The sequence below is a fragment of the Nitrosomonas sp. Nm132 genome, assembly GCF_900100485.1.
GTDB lineage: Bacteria > Pseudomonadota > Gammaproteobacteria > Burkholderiales > Nitrosomonadaceae > Nitrosomonas.
In genome coordinates, this window is the sequence record NZ_FNDH01000030.1 from 1 (window position 1) to 17,569 (window position 17,569).

Here is a 17,569-nt window from a genome sequence, read left to right on the forward strand (position 1 = left end):
TCCGCACGTCCCATGGAGTGGCGCTTTACGAATGATGACGCTCGGGTAAAATTGAAGAAACTTTACCCGACTTTAGAAGAATGACTGAGTACTAGTGTCCATTAACACCAAGATGAGTCCCAGAGAGATTCATGAAGAAATCCGCCGCAGGTCGGTCTCGTTATTCGAACCCCGGCCGGAACTCAATCACGCCACTAACGCGGTTTGTATCGTCGGTAGACGGAGTTTGTCCGAAAACCTGTTTCTGGATAGGCGGGCGTCATCGAGTTCTTACGACTACCGGGCCGATCCCGAGGGCAAATTCCTCGCCATCTCCATGGGACCCATCGCGCCGGTTATGGGAGGTATTGATCTCGAGTATTTTTTCTCCCGAACTGACAATCATAAAATGGGTGCGGGAACAAAGCTGCCCCACAACGTGATGGGACTTATCGGGGTGGCAAACGGCGCTGATGGTGATCTGAGAACCGGTCTGCCAAGCCAGATGATCGAAGTGCACGATCCTGTTCGTCTCCTTGTCATCATAGAGCACTATCCTGATGTAGTGCTGAAGGTGATCAAGGCTGCTGCAGCAAATTATTCGTTTTATGAAAATTATTGGGTGCACACCGTGGTGGTACACCCAGAAACGGGTCAGCTTCACTTATTCAAGGACGGAAATTTCTCGACTGTGTATAAGCCCTTGTTGCAGGGACTGGAAACCATATCGGATATTCCGAAATTGATGGAAGGCGCCAAGAAAGCAGAGTTCACCAATATTGTCGAAGCAACCCAAGAGAATTTACCCGTATACTTCATTGATAAGGAGCAAAAATGACACCGTTACTGACATCCCTGCTCAAACTGTTCATATTCATTCCATTAATTGGATTTTTCCTGAGCATGATCATTCCACCGCGGAAGGAGGATGCTATCTCGTGGATAGCCTACTCTACCACGGGCGCCCAAATGGTTATTGGTTGGGCATTCATGGCGCTCTGGCTGGCCAGCGGCTATCCGACGCTCCAGACAGTTGAGCTTATTCTTTATGATACGGAACGTTATCAATTTTTCATTTCACTCTATTTCGATAAGATCACTGCGGTTTACCTCTTTGTCGGTTCTTTTCTGGTTTTCATGATAACGGTGTATTCCAGATGGTACCTACATCGAGAACAGGGTTATAAACGCTTTTTCAATACGATTCTGTTTTTTTATATCGGCTATAACATCATCATATTCTCGGGAAATTTCGAGACCCTTTTCATCGGATGGGAAGTATTTGGGATCACCTCCTTTCTGCTGATTGGGTTCTATAGAGCACGGTATCTGCCGGTAAAAAATGCCCTGAAGGTATTTACCGTATTTCGTGTTGCCGATATGGGGCTGATCCTGGTTATCTGGATGAGTCATCATCTGTGGCATGAAAACATTACTTTCTCGAAGCTGCTGCACCCGGAACTGGTTGGCCAGGCTCTCCAGGATAATGCCGAAGTGGGCATCCTGATATCCCTCATGCTGGTGCTGGCTGCCGCAGTTAAATCGGGCCAGTTGCCATTTTCCTCATGGGTGCCGCGCGCGATGGAAGGGCCGACACCATCCAGTGCAATCTTCTATGGCTCTCTCTCGGCACATTTGGGAGCATTTCTTCTGCTTCGCACTTATCCTTTCTGGGAAAGCCAGATAGCTATCGTGTCAATCGTGTTCCTGCTCGGCCTGTTTACCAGTATTGTCGCTACGTTTATTGCTCGCGTACAATCGACGATCAAAACGCAGATTGCTTACTCTTCAATCGCGCAGATCGGGATCATCTTCATCGAAATCGCGCTGGGCTTTTATGATATTGCCTTGATTCATTTCGCAGGTAACGCATTCCTTCGTTGCTATCAACTGCTGGTCTCGCCATCGGTAGTAACCTATCTCATCCGGGATCAGTTTTATCACTTTGTTCCTCGGCAGTCTTCCGATGAGCACACGGCTTTCAAAGGGATCGGGTACTCCATGTATATGCTGGGCGTGAAAGAATTCAATCTCGATTCTTTCATGTATGTATTTTTCTGGGATCCGGTGAAGTGGATCGGCCGCAAGCTGAATCTTGTATTGTCGGGAGTCCAAGGGTTTTTGATTGTGACTGCAACTTTCATCGGCGGACTAGCTTGTCTGCACTTCAAGCAATCACTGCCAGCCGAAGTGCAAGCATTCCTGCCAACGCTGTTTGCCCTGATAGGCCTGATCGTGGTGCTCAAATCTTTCACCGAGAGGATGAGTCCTCGTCTCAGTTGGTTCTTCATTATCATGAACTATCTGTGGATGGCGCTGGCGATGTCATTCTATGAAGAGGTGACAGATCTGGAACTCCAAATCTTCCTGAGTGGTGTAGCTCTTGCAGGCTTGATCGGGTTCCTTTGCCTGAGCTGGATGAGCAGACTAGAGCCCGGAACTGACCTGAAAGAAAAGCACGGTCATGTTTATGAGCATCCTGGACAAGCTTTCATTTTTCTGCTTGCCTGCTTGGGACTGATGGGTTTTCCGATTACACCCTCTTTCCTCGGCATAGATCTTGTTTTCACGCATATTCATACAGATCAGGTATTGTTCGCGTTTGTCCTGGCTTTGAGTTTTGTTATCGTTGGCCTCTCACTGGTAAGGATATATGCTCGAGTTTATCTCGGGCCTCATGTCAAAACCTATCATGATGTTCCACTTAATGATTCTTGATAGGCGAGAAAGCTGAAGTAGGAGATTAAAAAATACGAAGGTGCTGGTATCCAATTAACCCAGGTAATGTCGAAGCGGGAAGACTAACTGGGTTAACATGCCGGCCCTTCGGCCGGATACCAAGAAGGATGTGCTCTGAATAAGAAGGATGTTGGTTCGTCAGTGTGAGAGCATGTGCTTAGACGCAGGAGATCGAGTTGCCTTTAGATTTCTATATCAGAAATGTGCAGGCGAACAAGAACTGCAGTTGTCGTACTGAGCACTTCTCGCATGCCGGCGGGATCATCAAGAGTTGAGTTGAGTATCGTACCCACCGATTTAGTTCTCTATTGGACTACATTCTCAGATGCGACAAAGGAAGCTGGCATCTATCGATTTTCCACAATAAACTCAATAATAATCATTTCTTTTATTACATGTAGTTGCAGCAGCTATACAATCAAAATTGCTCTGAGTGATATTTGTTCCATTTCTCATCAAATGCCAGCAATCGTTTTCCAGTCCCCGTTATCGTGGTAGTCGCATAGATGGTATGCAAATCAGCGACCATCACCTTACGCAGTTTCCGGCTTATGAAATTCAGGCTGTATGCACAGTTACGCAGTAAGTTTTGGGGTAAACAGCTTCAATTACTTCAGGAAAATCTTTTAAATCGCCTCCCACGTGATGAACACATCCTGCACACTAAACATCTGGCAGGATATCGCAATCGGGTGCCTGTGAGGAGCAGTTGCTGGCCAAACAGTAAAGCATCGAAGATATAGCCACAATCCCCATCCATCCATCCATCCATCCATCAATCCATTTAGATAGTTTTTCTTTCTTGCTTCATGAAAACTGTCATTTTGGGGGGAGTAACTGATAAGTTATACTGCATTCTGTTTATTGCAAGAAATGTACCTGCCTTCTAGCCCGAATATTTCATAAATTGGCACGTGCCCTCACTTGCCTTTTGATTAATAAGAAAGATTTTTGCTCAGTCGGGTGTATGAGTCACTACACCACTCTTTCTCAAAACTTCCCTATTAATCAAAATCCTGCGTGATCATCACGCGAATTTATGAAATATTCGGGCTAGCTCGAACGAGCTCAGATTAATGACATTCCACCCCTATACTTATTATTTTTTTATCCTCATCATTATCTGTTTTATTGACTGGGCGCATGCTGCACGCCCTTTGATTGTTGATGATGCTCGTATTGTTGATAGTAAGGCTTGTCAGCTTGAAAGCTGGATGAAGAAAAATACCGGCAGTATTGAGTACTGGACTTTGCCAGCTTGTAATTTTACTCATAATTTGGAGTTGACGTTTGGCGGTGCCGTGATCAGTAATTCTGACAATGCAAAAAATCCGAACATTCTTATTCAAGGCAAGACTCTATTTAAGCCCATGGAAATAAATGGCTGGGGCATTGGGCTTGCTATAGGTGCTATTCATAATCCCACTATCAATATTAATCGTAATCTAACTGGCGATCTTTATGCATATATACCGACAAGCTTTTCTTTCAGAGATGGCCATGTCGTATTGAATACCAATGTTGGCTGGCTGTATCGCCGGTCAGAATCAAATGAACATCATCTGACTTTGGGTGTGGGTTCTGAAATCTTATTCACTAAAAATAGTTGGCTGGTAGCTGAAATCTTTGGGCAGAACCAGGGCAAGCCATTTTTCCATATTGGGTTTCGGTATTGGATTTATCCCGATCACATCCAAGTCGATACTACTTACGGCAACCGTTTCGGGAGTGGAAACGATGAGCAATGGTTCACTGTTGGGTTGCGATTAATATCGCCAGCTTTTCTGCCATGATCGTCCGTGTTTAATTGCATTATTTCGCTACGTATTTTGAGTAAGAGTTTCATTCGGAACAAATAGTTAATCATCAAAATAAAATTACCTGTTTTGGTAATTAAACACTGGCATTGCTCCTTTCCCAACATTTTTAGCGATACTCTCTAGCGCGTGACAATGATCGACTCACAACTCAACTTGTGTTCCTAGCTCAATTACACGGTTAGCTGGGATTTTGAACAGTGTCATAGCGCTAGAGGCATTGCGAGCCATCGTAATAAAAAGCTTTTCACGCCACGGCACCATACCTGGAAGATGAGTGGGGATGAGGGTTTCGCGGCTGAGAAAGAAGGAAGTCTCAAGCATATTGAACTTCAGTCCTAGCGATTCACATTGAGCCAGCGTTGCTGGAACATCGGGTTCATCCTTGTAACCGAAATGAAAGAGAGCGCGATAGAAGCCGTTTCCCAGCGATGTAATTTCGGTACGTTCATTCACAGGTATAAACGGAACATCAGCAGTGACCACCGTCAGCAGCACTACTTGTTCATGTAGCACCTTGTTATGCGCTAGGTTATGGAGCAGAGCATGAGGCACACCAGTGGATCGGGTAGTCAAGAACACTGCTGTGCCTGGCACTCTGATCGGTGGATGCTTTTCGATATTGGTAACGAAAAAACCGATATCTATTGCATCAGCCTGAAGACGTTGAATCAGGATGTTGCGTCCTTTCTTCCAGGTAGCCAGCAGAGTAAAGATAACTGTTGCGATGAGCAGCGGGAACCAGCCACCGTGAATCACTTTCATCAGATTGGCACTGACAAAGGCAAGGTCAATCACGAGAAAAACGGTGATGATTGCCACTGCTGCTGCCCAATGCCAGCGCCATAGGCCATAAATCACAAAGAAAACCAATAGCGTATCAATGGCCATCGTGGCGGTTACGGCTATGCCGTAGGCTGCCGCTAGATTACTAGAGGAACCAAATCCTACTACCAGTGCCACCACTCCCAGCATTAGGAGCCAGTTCACAAAGGGGATGTAAATCTGCCCCACCTCGCGTTCCGAAGTATGTAGCATCTGCATCCGGGGAATATAGCCAAGCTGGATAGCCTGCCGGGTGACCGAGAAGGCGCCTGTGATCACTGCCTGCGAAGCAATGACCGTTGCAGCTGTGGCAAGGGCAATTATGGGATAGAGCGCCCATGAGGGAGCCATCAGATAGAATGGGTTGCGCGCTGCCATTGGATCACTGAGCAGCAACGCTCCTTGGCCAAAATAATTTAGCAGCAATGCCGGCCAGACAAATCCAAACCAGGCAAACTGGATCGGTCGCCGGCCAAAATGACCCATGTCAGTATAAAGTGCCTCAGCTCCTGTGATTGCTAGTACCACAGTGCCCAGCACCAAAAATCCAAACCACCCATGATGTAGCAGTAGGTCGATACCATAGGCCGGGTTCATCGCCTTGAGCACAAGAGGGTGCTGGATAATGTTGATTACTCCTAGGAGTGCTAATACCAGAAACCAACCTACCATGATAGGGCCAAACAGCCTCCCTATCCCAGCAGTGCCGCGCGGCTGAAACAGAAACAGTAGCACCAAAACAACTACTGCTAGAGGAATGACCCAGGACTCCAGTGCCGGGGCGGTAACCGCTATCCCCTCCACAGCGCTGAGTACCGAGATGGCCGGAGTGATCATGCCGTCTCCATAAAAGAGCGCCGCACCAAATAACCCAAGTGAAGCTAAGAGCCCGCGTAGCCGTGAATTATCTTTCTTTATCCGTTGCGTCAGCGCAATCAGCGCCATGATGCCGCCTTCTCCCTTGTTGTCAGCGCGCATCATGAAAAGCACATACTTGAGTGACACCACAATAGTCAGCGCCCAGAAGACCAACGAGAGAACGCCAAGGATGTTTTGTGGCTCTGGTGAAAGAGCATGTGCGCCATTGAAAGCCTCCTTCATGGCATAGAGGGGACTGGTGCCAATGTCGCCGTAGACTACGCCTATTGCCCCTATCATAAGTGGCAGCATGATATTCTTGCTGGAAAGTTGAGGAGATTGGGATATTGTCATGATATGAGAAATTAAGCGGGGAATGTATTTGCCAGTCTATACCAATTAATTGAAGGCTATTGGAAATAGTGTGATGCGACTTGAGTTTAACTTTATTCAGTTTGATATCTATCGCTAGTTTGGCTTTATTTTTTTGTAAAGAAACAGCGTGCTATGAAAAATTTCCTTGTAGCATCATTTTTTTAAGCAATTTAATCTGACTTTCAAGAGGCGCCACAAGCTAACATGTTCCAGAACATCACCCTGATTTCACGAGGCGTGAAGCGGCCCTTTGATTATTTCGTTGACTGCGGCGCTGGTTATGACGGGGTCAGTTACGCCATGGTGACGAACGTAAGCGCGTATCGAAATATTCATTGACGCCTTCAATTATTTGCCCATCATTTTTGCGGATTCAGCTTGGCAGAACGAAGGAACAGCACGTTCACCAGGGAAGTCACAAAGACGAAGGGCAGCAAACTCCGCTTTCTCTGGGTTTCAGTTTTAGCCGAGTTATTTCTTGGCAACGGCACTCTTGAAAGTTGCGCCAGCAGTGAATTTGGGTGCGATTGTTGCCGCAATCGAAAGTTTCTCGCCGGTCCTGGGATTCTTGCCTTCACGAGCAGCACGCTGGACTGTTTTAAATGAACCGAAGCCGGGCAGCGATACATCCTCACCATTGGCAATAGTTTCAACGATGGTGTCCAGCACCGCATTCACGGCACGGCCTGCATCGGCTTTGGTTAAATGGGTGCGAACGGCAATTTGTTCAATCAGTTCTGTCTTGTTCATACTGAGAATGCTCCTGTTAATTGAGAAACGCGCAGTATAACCGTTTAGATTTTATTTTCATCATGAAACTGATGATAAAACCCTTATCGGGATTCTTTTATGGAACCAATTGGGTGAAAATGAGCTTTTGATCTGGAAATTACCATCTCTGTAAACGTAAAACTGGCACAACCCGCTGCAGATGATATTTTGTCGCTAAGCGTGAAAGACATCGCGAAGGGTTGAGTAGCGGTGCCAGAGCCGCTTCGTGCCGCGCAGCTTGTCGCAGGGGCAAAGTTGGCATGGTTGATACCATAAGGCGGATCCGTGAATATCGCGCTGCCTTCGCATTGGCCATCAGCAGGTGAGACACGCTGTATCGGTCGAGTCGCCACAAGACTGGAGCATCGAATGTTATCGCGTCCGCCGCCAAGATGGAAGCGGCGAACCAGAATATCATCGACAAGCATCGACAAGCATTGTCGGGCTAGCACAGCTCCCACTGACGAAGCCACAGCTCAACGCGATGCCAAGAAACTGAAAAGACTCAAGCAAGAGGTGCAGCAGATTTGCGCCTGGTTAGAGCAGAATGACCACAACACTGCTGACCCTGATGGCAGAGACATAAAATGGTTGTTTGGCTTTACCTCTTGCCAGAAATTTCCATTCATAGAAACCAGCGGCAGGATAAGGCAGCGTTGACAACAAAATGCGTGTTTAAACATTGGCTTTATCGCCAGTGATTTAGAAATCCCATGGGAAATCAACCCCGGGAGCATCATTGATCTTGCCTGACTATTGACGCGGTCACGAATAACCAAAATATCGGTAGAGGGCGTAAGGTTATAACGCGGCTCAATCTCTGGCATGGTCGCTACATGAGATAAGTTGATCAGGCCGGAACGTGGATAAGCTAGGCAAAAACTTTCACACATCCCGTCATTGTTATTCGCTAAATGAGTGTTTTATACTGTATGACTCATCATGTACTAAAAGTATCTGCCATGACAGCTATCATTTGTGAGACTGGGAATTCTATGGCTGGCGCTCGCGGGAAATTCTCGCGGATAGCCGATATGGCGAGCGCGTACCGGCCAGCGACGCGGCCGCATTGGCGACAGGTATCGCGTGCTGATGCCAAAGTTCCATTTGCTGGCTTGGTAGGCTGACGATCATGGCGGCCCTGCCGATCCGCTCGCTCGCACTGATTGTGCGCACACTCGAGGGTGGTGGAATGCAGCGCATCGTTCTGCTGCTGGCCGAAGCCTTTGCGAAGACCGGCATTCAGGTGGAGGTCCTGACGGGCCATGATGCTGGAACAATTTCCAAGTTGCCGCCAGGCGCGAGCATTCGATGTCTGCCTCGCAGCAATGTGTTCTCCAGCGATCTTGCATTGCTCAAGGCGCGTCCTCGCGATGCGTTTCGGCTGTTGCCCCTCCTGACACCCCTCAAGCCGGACATGTTCCGGCGCCTCCCTGCGCTTATAGAGTATCTGCGTACTGCGAAGCCCGACGCTATTCTAGCAGCGGGAACCCAGTCCAATCTTGCGGCAATCATCGCGCGCGCGGCCGCCGGCGTCCCTGCCCGGCTGGTAGTCAGTGAGCACAATACACTGTCCATCGTGGCGCACCGCGGCCACGGCGTGTTTCGCTGGGCCTACCCTGGGCTCGTTCGGCGCTTCTACCCGGAAGCTGACGCGATCGCCGCCGTATCCCGTGGGGTGGCGCAGGATCTGGCCCAGACAACGCGCCTCCCCGAGGAGCTGATCACGCTGATCTATAATCCTGTCGATGCCGAAGCGATCGCCCGCGCCGGTGAAATGCCGGTCGAGCACCCCTGGCTCACTGACCGCTCGCGTCCGCTCATTCTCGGTGTCGGTCGCCTGCACCGCCAGAAGGATTTTCCCACGCTTATCCGTGCCTTTGCCATCGCGCGGCAGCAACGCGATCTGCAACTGGCCATTCTGGGCGAAGGCAGCGAGCGCAAGATGCTCGAGATGCTCTGCCACCAACTCGGCGTGCAGGACGACGTCCTCATGCCCGGCTTCGTCGATAACCCCTTTGCCTGGATGAGCCGCGCCTCTCTATTTGTCTTGTCGTCGGCATGGGAGGGCTTTGCGCTAGTGCTGGCGGAAGCGTTGGCGAGCGGATGTCCCGTGATCAGTACCGATTGCCCGAGCGGTCCGCGTGAGATTCTGCAGGATGGCACCTACGGTTCGCTGGTGCCGATCGGAAATTCTGAAGCGATGGCGAGTGCGATACTTACGACCTTGGCGGCTCCTCCGGATGCGGCACGCTTACGGGCACGTGCTGCCGAGTTTTCGGTCGACGCCACCGTCGCGGGCTATCGCAGGCTGCTGGAGGGCGCAGATAATAGTCGTTAAATAAATCAGAATTTAGCCAGAGCACTCCATTATCCCAAATATTTCATAAATTCGCATTAGAAGGGCTTAATCGCTACCTTCAAGACACCATCCCGCTGGTTCGCGAACAGGTCGTATGCGGAGACGATATCATCCAATTTGTACTGGTGCGTCACCAGCACCTCGAGATCGACGCGGCCAGATTCGACTACGTTCAACAGTCTGCGCATACGCTCTTTGCCCCCTGGGCAGAGCGCCGTGTTGATACGATGATCGCCTAAACCCGCGGCGAACGCGGATAACGGAATCGTCAGATCGCTGGAATAGACGCCGAGACTAGACAACGTGCCACCTGGTTTCAGTACGCGCAGCGCGGATTCAAAGGTCGCTTGGGTGCCTAGTGCTTCAATGGCTGCATCGACTCCGCGTCCCCCGGTGAGTTTCATAATCTCGCTGACGACATCGCAGTTCTTGAAGTTCAAGGTGATGTCGGCACCCATCATTTTCGAGATACCCAAGCGATGGTCGTTACCGTCAATGGCGATGATGGTAGTAGCTCCCAGCAAGCGTGCGCCGGCCGTCGCGCACAAGCCAATCGGGCCTTGTGCGAATACCACGACCGTGTCGCCGATCTTGATATTGGCGTTTTCAGCACCTTTGAACCCGGTGGACATGATGTCCGGACACATTAGCACTTGCTCATCAGTCAGGCCATCGGGAACAGGCGCAAGATTGGCTTGTGCATCCGGGACCAGAACGTATTCCGCCTGGGTCCCGTCGATCAGATTGCCAAAGCGCCAACCCGCCGTCGCCTTATAGCCGTGGGATCCACATTGTCCTGCCGGAACCAGATAGCTGCCATCCTGGGAGGGGTAGCCATCCTGGCAAGCGTAGGAAGTGAAACTGGGGCAAATAGCGCCAGCGATCACACGCTGACCTTCCTTGTATCCCTGAACCGAACTTCCGAGTTTTTCTATTACACCCACGGGTTCATGACCGACGGTCAGGCCTTTGGCAACGGGATATTCTCCTTTGAGAATGTGGACATCCGTGCCACAGATGGTGGTCGTGGTTATTCTCACCAACGCATCGTTGGGGCCAATATCTGGAATCGGTTTGTCAGTCAACTCGATCCGGCCGGGCTCAACGAATACAGCAGCTTTCATCATGGCAGCCATGACTTTCTCCTTAATTACAATTGAACATAATCATTGTTTTTGGGGTGACGAAGATTCCTGCAGTCTGTAACGTATTGATCGTCACGTATGGGATGTCGACAATGATTGTAATCGATTGGTTGCTGAAGTACCCTATATTTTCCGCCTTCCAACTAGCCGCCCTTATGCTGCCACTTCTTATTGATTCTGTCTTCGATCCAGTTCTGCAGGATCCGTGATCGGAGACAAATAGCATTGACACGCTAGCCCGAATATTTCATAAATTGGCGTGATCATCACGCGAATTTATGAAATATTCGGGCTAGCACTCAGAATCTCCAAACAGCCTCTTAGGGCGGGCCGATTATCAGCGGCAATATGAACCTATTTTGTACGGCTGGCGTGAGGGAGCATCGCACTGCTGGTGTGGCGACCGCGACTAAGGGGGGTGGTTTTTCAATAAACCAACCAAGAATGATCTCCATCCCACGATGAGACCTGTGGAGTTGGTGGAGCGCGCCATCCGCAACTCTTCACGTCCTGAAATCGGGACGTCAAGCTCGTCTGATGGAACTCGATCCGAAGTATTGTGATGTGATTGCGCGCCGCTGGGAATTATTTACCGGTAAACAGGCAATGCTGGCCGGATGCGAACAAACCTTTACTGGCGTGGCTTCACAGCGCAAAGCAGTTTTAGCCTAAAAAAACTACTTCTCCTGCCATTTGAGATCGCGATAAAAATTCTCATGAGCTCCAAGAATCAGCAGTTTCAGGCTATTCTCATCGAGAATACGGTAAGCCAGCATGCACAACTGGTTCGATAAACGGAACGTGTAGACTCGAACGCCACGAAGATCTCCCACCTTCGCTTCACCACGCTCAGGATGGTTAGCGATGGTACGTACTGCCTCATCAAGCTCAGATTTCTGCTGGGGATGCAGTTTTTTTACTGCACGCTCGAACGCAGAGGTAACAAGCAATCGCATCAGCCGAACTTATATTCGCCGACAGGCTTCTCCTGATCAGCGAGTAAGATGTCGCGAATCATGCTAAACGGTAAATCGGGATTTTCCTCAGCGATTCTGCCAATCTGTGACCAGTATTCGATTTGCTTGGGTACCGAGCGATGCTGAATTTGCGCGTAACGCTTGGCCTGAGTGACCAGATTCTCTGATAACTTTACGTTCACAGACATGGCAATCTCCAGTTAAAAGCCCATTGTGGTCCAATTGGTTCCATAAAGGTACCTTGGTATTTTCTCATCGATTTTCATGCTGACAACAAAGCCTAACCGGTTATACTGCGGGCTTCTCAACCCACAGGAGTATTTTAAGCGATGAACAAGACCGAACTGATTGAGCAGATTGCCACCCGCGCCAACTTAACCAAGGCTGATGCAGGTCGTGCCTTGAATGCCGTGCTGGATACCATCGTTGAAACCGTGAGTAACGGTGATGACGTGACGCTGCCTGGTTTCGGTTCATTCAAAACAACTCAACGCGCTGCCCGTGAAGGCAAGAATCCCAGGACCGGCGAGAAGCTCTCGATTGCTGCGACAACCGTGCCGAAATTCTCTGCCGGCGCAACTTTCAAGGGCGCAGTTGCCAAGAAATAATCGGGTTAAAACCAGAAACCAGAAACCAGAAACCAGAAACCTACAAAGAGCGGTATTTGCCGCTCTTTGCGTTCATAACTCACCCGATGTGATACACCCGCTCGCCACCTGCTTCCTTGTTGGAAGGAATATTGAGCCCTAATTAACCCGAATATTTCATGTCCAGCACTTGCGTCAGCCAGTACTTGCCATCGTTCTCCCTGCAGAGTTTGGCCTTGTAGCGTTCTTCGATGCGGTACACGTCCTTCCAGGTATCGATTTCCTCGTTGATGGCCGCAGGACCGAATTGCAGGTTGACATCTGCCGGTGTCAGTTTCTCGATATCGGAATGCTGCAGAGCCACCTGCATCTCGATGACATGGGACGCTTTGGCATACGGATTAAATGCCTTGCGCCGCCGTTCGGCATCGTTGTGCGCGGGGTACTTGCTCAGCTTGTAGGTGCTGTTGCACTCATGGCAGGCCGGGGCCAGATTGCGGAAGTTGATGGAGTTGAACGGGTAGAGCGCTTTGGGCAAGTGCTGCTCATTCACCACCCCCTGCAGGTAACACCTTGCGGTTGTGATCCATCGCGTCGTTGAACCCATCCGGTACCGGCTTGAATGGTTTGTCGGGCGAGCGGTGGCCGCTTTGGAATTGGCGCAGGGATTGCACGTCGATTTCGCCAATGACGCAGTAGTCGGTGACACCGCCCTTGACCCGTAGCACGTCGCGTTTCCAACTGTCCTTGAACGGTGCGCGAATGCGGCTATCACCGTACTGCCGGTCATTGCACTGGATAATGTAGGCATGCATGTCCAGCGCGGCGGACTCCACCAACGCGTTGAAGGTTTCGGTATCAGGATTCCATTCCGGTATAAACAGAGCATCCACCTTGCCGCGCAGGGCCGCGCGGTAACTAATATTGGTCAGTTCGCTACAGATCAGCAGGGAAAAACGCAAATCACCATGCTGGATGATGGGTGGTGTTTTCCAAACTTTGCTGGGTTTCATCTCCAGCCCGGCTAGCCGTTGCAACTCCTGCTCCTCATGCAAAGCTGGGCGTTGCTTGTCCTGCTGGTAAATCATCAATGAGGGGAACCCCAAACCATTGTGTGACAGAGCGGTCCAGACTTGATTACGTACCCGTGCCTTGCTGGCGTGCAGGTATTCGATACCCGTGATCAGCGAGATGCCTCGGCCTTGCAGCTTGCGGGCGATGCGGATGAACCAGTGCGCGGGCAGTGCCAGTTCTGGCAAGATCAGGTAGCGGCTATCGCGAGGTAAAGCTATCACACCATCCAGTAAACGGCAGAGGCGTGCGTAGCGGTCGATGTCTGGATCCGGCATTCGCATGACGGATGCCGTCCAGCTCCCCATCTGCGTTTGCCAACTGGATACGGCAACACCATATTTGCGTGAGGTGATGCCATCCGGAATTTGCAGAACGCCGTGCTTGTCGAAACAAGGGGCTTTCTCATTGAGTTCAAAGCCGCGCACAGCAAGCACAACGTTTTGCATGGCAGCGCGCCCGGTCTCGGCATAGGCATCCTTGTTCAGAGCGAAAAGCTCCGGCAGATTGAAGGGGCGGGTGGCAAACAGCAGGCCATGTGGCAGGCTCTTGAACCCCGTCCATTTGGCAAGCGGCTGAGTGCCAGTTGTTACCTTGTCCGGCAGCAACTTTGCGGCTTTGGTGCAATTGGCGACCGTCTTTTTAGCAGGGATGCCGCGCTGGGCCACCATCTCCTTCGGCAGGCCGATGAAGCGGAACGGCATGTGTGCGAGGTCGAATGAGAACAGTCGTGCCTGCTGTGTTTGAAAGTCTTTGATTGATAGCGGCCAAGCTGGAAAGGTTTCAAGGCCAACCATTGGGTGATAGTCTTCCATGTGTACTTTCCACGCCTGCTTGCCCTCTTTGGACAATCGGGGTGGAAAGGCGGCAGTGATGCTCTCACGGACGCTGGAGAAGAGTTGCTTTTGCCAGCAGTTGATCATCTCGGTGGAGTTTGGCTTTTCTTCACCTTCGGGCCACGCCTTAACGCCAACTTCGCACTGCTCTTTGACTTGCTTGCAGAGTTTTTCCAGTGTCTCGATGATTCTGCGCACTTCTGCAAAATTCTCGCAGGCCGTAGCCAGACGAATCACGCGTGGCAGGTAGATGGCCAAGTCAAAGAACTGTGGCAACACCAGCACATGCTGGATAAAGGCGCGGAAGAATGATTGTCGATGCTTCGCCCAGGCGTCCGGTAGCAGATCACGCTCATAGGCTTCAAAGTCGCGCAGCTTAATGGCAAAGCCCGCTCGACGCATGGTCAGGGCATCAGCCTTGCGCAAGCTGTCGGCGGCTTCGCCATCGCTTTGTGTGGCGGCCAGCAGATCGGTTCCGACATGCTCGGCTGATCGCGGCAGTCGTGGCATGGCTCTCCATTCGCTGGCGCGTTCGTGGATCTGGTGGGCAATGGCATCCACCAGGGTTTTACCTGACTCGTCCGCAAGGATAAATACTTTATTTTTGCCGTTGGCAAAGTGGATCTGGCTTTTACCTTCTCCATGGTTGAGGTAATCGGGTTTGAAGCAAATCTGCTGCTTTTTCTCAGCCTCTACCCAGCCCAGCTTTCCGTCAGCACGGGCAAACAACCACTCCCACAGCTCGACGGTGGAGCCAAAATCAGAGCCGTTCTCCATGACCAACAGAATATCGTCCACATAGCGCCCGTAATAGATCGGCGCTACTTGCTGCTCGATACAGCGATCCAGTTCAAGCAATGCGATATTGGCGACTACCGCCGATGCGGGCAGTCCGACTGGCAGACCCTTCTTCAATGGTGTTGCCGCTGCCCAAGCCTGAAGGGCCCGGATAAAAAGACGGTTGAGCTTGGTCTGATTTTCCGTCAGCACCAGTCCCAATACCTCGGTGACGAAGGCCGAGGCCAGCATGAAGCCGGGATTCAATTCGTGATAGAAAGAGCTGACATCAGCGGTGAGCGCAACGATTTTCTTGTCAGCGTCCAATGCTGCACGCATGGCGGCGATGCCATTGTCACGCCAGTCGCGGAAGGGCTTAAGGTAGGGCTGGAACGAACCAAGCGACAACGGGTTGATGCGCTTGCCATCCTTGGTGCGACGCAAACGATTACCATAAGAGCAGTCGGTTAACTTGGCATCAAACAGATAGCCGACTTCCAGCATCCACAGCGTGGACAGCACATGAAAGTCCAGGCTGCACTTCGCCATCACACGGAATTCAGCTTTTGGTTTCTCAAGGTTCTCGTTTTCAGTCAGTGCCTTATAGGTATATTCCCACTCATCAAACGGGGAAGAAAAAATCAGACCGTTGCCATTCTCTTTCCGATGACGCTTCCAGCTATCCATATCGATGGATTTGCTTGCCAGTGTCCACGTGCCAATGAAGCTGGCTTCTGTTGCCCAAGATTCATCTTCACCATTGATCTTCTCCAGCAGCGCAGAGAGGTTGGCGTGCAGGTTTTCCTCGTAGTTTGCAATTGCGTCCAGCGAGGCGTGTGAGGAGTAGTACAAATCAACCTTGGCTTTGCGATAGGCAGGGCCGAGATCTTGGAGAGAGGTCATTTGCTCTGCTCCCTTCTTGGTTGCTGCACGACCTGCGGCACGCGCGATAAATCCAGCTCGCCTTTGAACGCCTGCTGACTCAACGCACCATAGAGGGCTTCGAGATCGATCAGGCTTTGCTGGTAGCGGGATTTGATGCTTTCGATCTTCTCGATAATCGTCGCGAACCGGTCTTGAATGTCCTTGGGCGGAAGCAATAGCTCAATACCTCTAACCAGAGATAAGTTCAGGTTTTCTTGATTGCCACCTCTACCAAGCGCGCGAATCGAGTCATAGAGAAATCTAAGCTGCTGGAAAATGAAAACTTCATTGTGCTTCGATGGGAGTATCGCTGCACATGCCTGATTCGTTGCGGCGTCGATTCTCAAATACCCAACTTGACCTCTAGTTCTTCCTTGGCCATACATGGCCAAGAGAATCGTACCGATGGGGTATAGAGAGCAGTTAGTTTCGCACAAAGCCCGTTCGGTGATGTGCTCTTCAGTCCGAAAGATGTCGCAGTTCTGTACCTCCGTCGTCTTAACCCAAGGTATTGAGCCGCCGTAGTATTCGGCTATCTTCTGGCGGCTCGGTGTTGAGCCGGTTCCAACATTGGCAAAGGCACCAATGGGCTTTTTCTCCCAGCCCTTCTCATTCCGTACCGGATCGCCAAACATCTCCAGAAACACGCTCTTGAGCAGGTCGTCGAGTTGTTGCAGGTGTTGTTTGCGCTGGGCGATCAGCCCTTCCACTTTGCCAAGCAGATGGGCAATGCGGATTTGGTCGTCGAGGGGTGGAACGGGGATTTCGATCTTCTTGAGTGTGACCTGCGTGATCGCCTTAAAGGTTGAACCTGTACCCAAAGCGTCGATTTGCCTTTCGTTCGCCTTGAGGTAGTAGTAAAGAAATTTGCCGTCAAGTTCTGATGTCGGACGAATTGATGCTAGACCGCGGCCGATTATTGACTTCTGATTACAGATATTGACTGCGCCAACAGGGGCGCGAACCGAAATTAGAATGTCGTCTGGCTCAGCTTCTTTTCGTTTCAAACTCGTACACCACATACGAACGGTGGGATACATGTCTTGAAAGTCCGCCTTGCCTTGGAAAAAGGGTAATCCTTGACCAGTCGAGTTGTAGGTGGAAGATTCTGGTGATTGACCAGCAACTATTTTTGCCAGTGAATCGAGTGGTTTGAAAATCATCCTACCATCCCTTTCAATACCAGTAACTCACGCACAATGCCGCTCTGCACCTTGGCCAGCTCCGCCTCATCCACGTCGCCCACCTCGGCCTGAATCAGCCGGTCCAGAATCACGCCCGGCGCGTCGTAATGCACTTCCTCGAACACATCTGTTTTGTAGCGGGAGAGCGATAGGTCGTAACCCTCGGCCTCGATCTCGGTGCGCGGCACCATAAAGCACTTGGCGGTGCGGTCGCTTTCTTGATCAGGGGTGGCCGGGTTGCGGGCGTGGCGGTTATGGAATTGGGCAATGATGTCTTGCAGGTCGCCAAAGCCTTCCTGCTTGCTGCGTTTGTCGTCCAGCGAATAGCCGTCGGCGGCCATC

17 protein-coding genes are annotated in these 17,569 nt (G+C 50.7%); 8 read left to right on the forward strand and 9 right to left on the reverse strand.

Annotation, left to right across the window (positions count from 1 at the left end; translation table 11 throughout):
• Positions 1-94 precede the first annotated feature (94 nt).
• The 3 genes from BLP80_RS10510 to BLP80_RS10520 all read left to right on the forward strand — a co-directional run bounded on the left by BLP80_RS10510 (position 95) and on the right by BLP80_RS10520 (position 4,511).
• Positions 95-817 (forward strand): putative inorganic carbon transporter subunit DabA, encoded by a 723-nt coding sequence (locus BLP80_RS10510; RefSeq protein ID WP_256325048.1) that lies wholly within the window; start codon positions 95-97, stop codon positions 815-817.
• Positions 814-2,697 carry a proton-conducting transporter transmembrane domain-containing protein gene (locus tag BLP80_RS10515; protein ID WP_176754345.1) on the forward strand — a complete coding sequence of 628 codons (1,884 nt, stop codon included), beginning with the start codon at positions 814-816 and terminating at the stop codon, positions 2,695-2,697. Before BLP80_RS10510 ends, BLP80_RS10515 begins: the two co-directional genes overlap by 4 nt.
• 1,178 nt (positions 2,698-3,875) lie before the next feature.
• Positions 3,876-4,511 (forward strand): hypothetical protein, encoded by a 636-nt coding sequence (locus BLP80_RS10520; protein WP_218120427.1) that lies wholly within the window; start codon positions 3,876-3,878, stop codon positions 4,509-4,511.
• 168 nt (positions 4,512-4,679) lie between these two features.
• Here BLP80_RS10520 and BLP80_RS10525 read toward each other — a convergent pair whose 3' ends face one another.
• Both BLP80_RS10525 and BLP80_RS10530 read right to left on the reverse strand, forming a co-directional pair.
• Positions 4,680-6,530 (reverse strand): potassium transporter Kup, encoded by a 1,851-nt coding sequence (locus BLP80_RS10525; RefSeq protein WP_256325049.1) that lies wholly within the window; start codon positions 6,528-6,530, stop codon positions 4,680-4,682.
• Between the two features lie 534 nt (positions 6,531-7,064).
• Positions 7,065-7,343: an HU family DNA-binding protein gene (locus BLP80_RS10530; protein ID WP_090543042.1), complete on the reverse strand. Its 279-nt coding sequence runs from the start codon at positions 7,341-7,343 to the stop codon at positions 7,065-7,067.
• A 306-nt stretch (positions 7,344-7,649) separates the two neighbouring features.
• Between BLP80_RS10530 and BLP80_RS15225 the strand changes: the two genes are divergently transcribed.
• From BLP80_RS15225 to BLP80_RS10545, 3 genes are all read left to right on the forward strand, one after another.
• The gene (locus BLP80_RS15225; protein WP_143002273.1) at positions 7,650-8,024 is read left to right on the forward strand and encodes a hypothetical protein; all 375 of its coding nucleotides are present in this window, start codon (positions 7,650-7,652) and stop codon (positions 8,022-8,024) included.
• Between the two features lie 302 nt (positions 8,025-8,326).
• Positions 8,327-8,491: a hypothetical protein gene (locus tag BLP80_RS10540; protein WP_176754346.1), complete on the forward strand. Its 165-nt coding sequence runs from the start codon at positions 8,327-8,329 to the stop codon at positions 8,489-8,491.
• A gap of 5 nt (positions 8,492-8,496) precedes the next feature.
• On the forward strand, positions 8,497-9,705 hold the full coding sequence (locus tag BLP80_RS10545; protein WP_090543048.1) for a glycosyltransferase: 1,209 nt from the start codon (positions 8,497-8,499) through the stop codon (positions 9,703-9,705).
• Positions 9,706-9,761: 56 nt separating this feature from the next.
• Here the strand turns inward: BLP80_RS10545 and BLP80_RS10550 are convergent, their stop codons facing one another.
• Positions 9,762-10,862, reverse strand: coding sequence for an NAD(P)-dependent alcohol dehydrogenase (locus BLP80_RS10550; RefSeq protein ID WP_090543050.1), 1,101 nt, complete (start codon positions 10,860-10,862; stop codon positions 9,762-9,764).
• Positions 10,863-11,408: 546 nt separating this feature from the next.
• On the opposite strand from BLP80_RS10550, the gene BLP80_RS16305 reads away from it, so the two are divergent.
• Positions 11,409-11,543, forward strand: a complete 135-nt coding sequence (locus BLP80_RS16305; protein ID WP_256203772.1) for a hypothetical protein — start codon at positions 11,409-11,411, stop codon at positions 11,541-11,543.
• A gap of 5 nt (positions 11,544-11,548) precedes the next feature.
• On the opposite strand, the gene BLP80_RS10560 is transcribed toward BLP80_RS16305, so the two are convergent.
• Together BLP80_RS10560 and BLP80_RS10565 are read right to left on the reverse strand one after the other, a co-directional pair.
• Positions 11,549-11,827, reverse strand: a complete 279-nt coding sequence (locus tag BLP80_RS10560) for a type II toxin-antitoxin system RelE/ParE family toxin (protein ID WP_090543052.1) — start codon at positions 11,825-11,827, stop codon at positions 11,549-11,551.
• A complete protein-coding gene (locus tag BLP80_RS10565) occupies positions 11,827-12,036 on the reverse strand; it encodes a TA system antitoxin ParD family protein (protein ID WP_090543054.1) in 210 nt (69 codons plus the stop codon). The genes BLP80_RS10560 and BLP80_RS10565 overlap by 1 nt, the downstream gene beginning before the upstream one ends.
• A gap of 141 nt (positions 12,037-12,177) precedes the next feature.
• Here BLP80_RS10565 and BLP80_RS10570 point away from each other — a divergent pair, with 141 nt between their 5' ends.
• Positions 12,178-12,456: an HU family DNA-binding protein gene (locus BLP80_RS10570; protein ID WP_090543056.1), complete on the forward strand. Its 279-nt coding sequence runs from the start codon at positions 12,178-12,180 to the stop codon at positions 12,454-12,456.
• 142 nt (positions 12,457-12,598) lie between these two features.
• Here BLP80_RS10570 and BLP80_RS10575 read toward each other — a convergent pair whose 3' ends face one another.
• From BLP80_RS10575 to BLP80_RS15935, 4 genes are read right to left on the reverse strand one after another with little or no spacing between them, the layout of a single operon-like run.
• On the reverse strand, positions 12,599-12,988 hold the full coding sequence (locus BLP80_RS10575; RefSeq protein ID WP_218120428.1) for a hypothetical protein: 390 nt from the start codon (positions 12,986-12,988) through the stop codon (positions 12,599-12,601).
• Positions 12,981-16,022, reverse strand: coding sequence for a reverse transcriptase domain-containing protein (locus tag BLP80_RS10580; protein ID WP_090543058.1), 3,042 nt, complete (start codon positions 16,020-16,022; stop codon positions 12,981-12,983). Before BLP80_RS10580 ends, BLP80_RS10575 begins: the two co-directional genes overlap by 8 nt.
• Positions 16,019-17,206, reverse strand: coding sequence for a restriction endonuclease subunit S (locus BLP80_RS10585; protein ID WP_090543060.1), 1,188 nt, complete (start codon positions 17,204-17,206; stop codon positions 16,019-16,021). Before BLP80_RS10585 ends, BLP80_RS10580 begins: the two co-directional genes overlap by 4 nt.
• Complete coding sequence (locus tag BLP80_RS15935) at positions 17,203-17,568, reverse strand: hypothetical protein (RefSeq protein ID WP_218120429.1); 366 nt, start codon at positions 17,566-17,568, stop codon at positions 17,203-17,205. The genes BLP80_RS10585 and BLP80_RS15935 overlap by 4 nt, the downstream gene beginning before the upstream one ends.
• Position 17,569 lies beyond the last annotated feature (1 nt).